This window comes from Desulfovibrio sp. 6_1_46AFAA (assembly GCF_000224635.1).
Lineage (GTDB): Bacteria > Desulfobacterota > Desulfovibrionia > Desulfovibrionales > Desulfovibrionaceae > Desulfovibrio > Desulfovibrio fairfieldensis.
This window is the reverse complement of the sequence record NZ_JH114317.1, coordinates 1-590: the sequence shown is the minus strand read 5'-3', so window position 1 is coordinate 590 and position 590 is coordinate 1. Positions and strand designations below refer to the sequence as shown.

Genomic DNA, 590 nt, shown 5'->3' with positions numbered 1-590 from the left:
AAGCCCTGATCAGAGTGCAACACGGCTCCAGGCATGGCCGGAAGTCTAGACAGTGTGGCAAGCACCAGTTCAAGGTCATTTCTGGCTGAGAGGCTGTATGCGATAATCTCGGTGTTGTGCAAATCCTGCACTGCCGACAAGTAAATAAAACCGGAGCTTGTCGGCAGATAGGTGATATCTGTCGCAAGTTTTTTACCGGGAACATCGCTTTTGAAGTCACGGCCAAGGAGGTTCGGAAACACAATACTGCCCGATTTGCCAACGTAACGGCGTTTTTTACGGATAACCGATTGAATGCCAAGTTTTTGCATCAAGCGATGAACTCGCTTATGGTTTACGATAAGCCCTTCACGATGCAAAGTTGTCGTTATACGACGATATCCGTAGAAGGGGCGTAATGAGTGAATTGCTTTAATGTACTCCAAGATACCTTCATTGTTGTCTTGCTTGGGTACACTCTTCTTCCATTTATAGTATCCAGACCTGGATAATCCCGAATAAGACAGCAAAATTGACAACGAATGCCGCGTCCGCAATTCATCAATTATTCTGAAATGCTGCCACTTTTGTCTGCTCCCCATTCGTGCCCG

1 protein-coding gene is annotated in these 590 nt (G+C 46.4%); it reads right to left on the bottom strand.

The window, feature by feature from the left end; all coding sequences use genetic code 11:
• Positions 1-581, bottom strand: a 581-nt coding sequence (locus HMPREF1022_RS17810) for an IS3 family transposase (RefSeq protein WP_232221631.1), incomplete at its 3' end; no start/stop codon positions are given.
• Positions 582-590 lie beyond the last annotated feature (9 nt).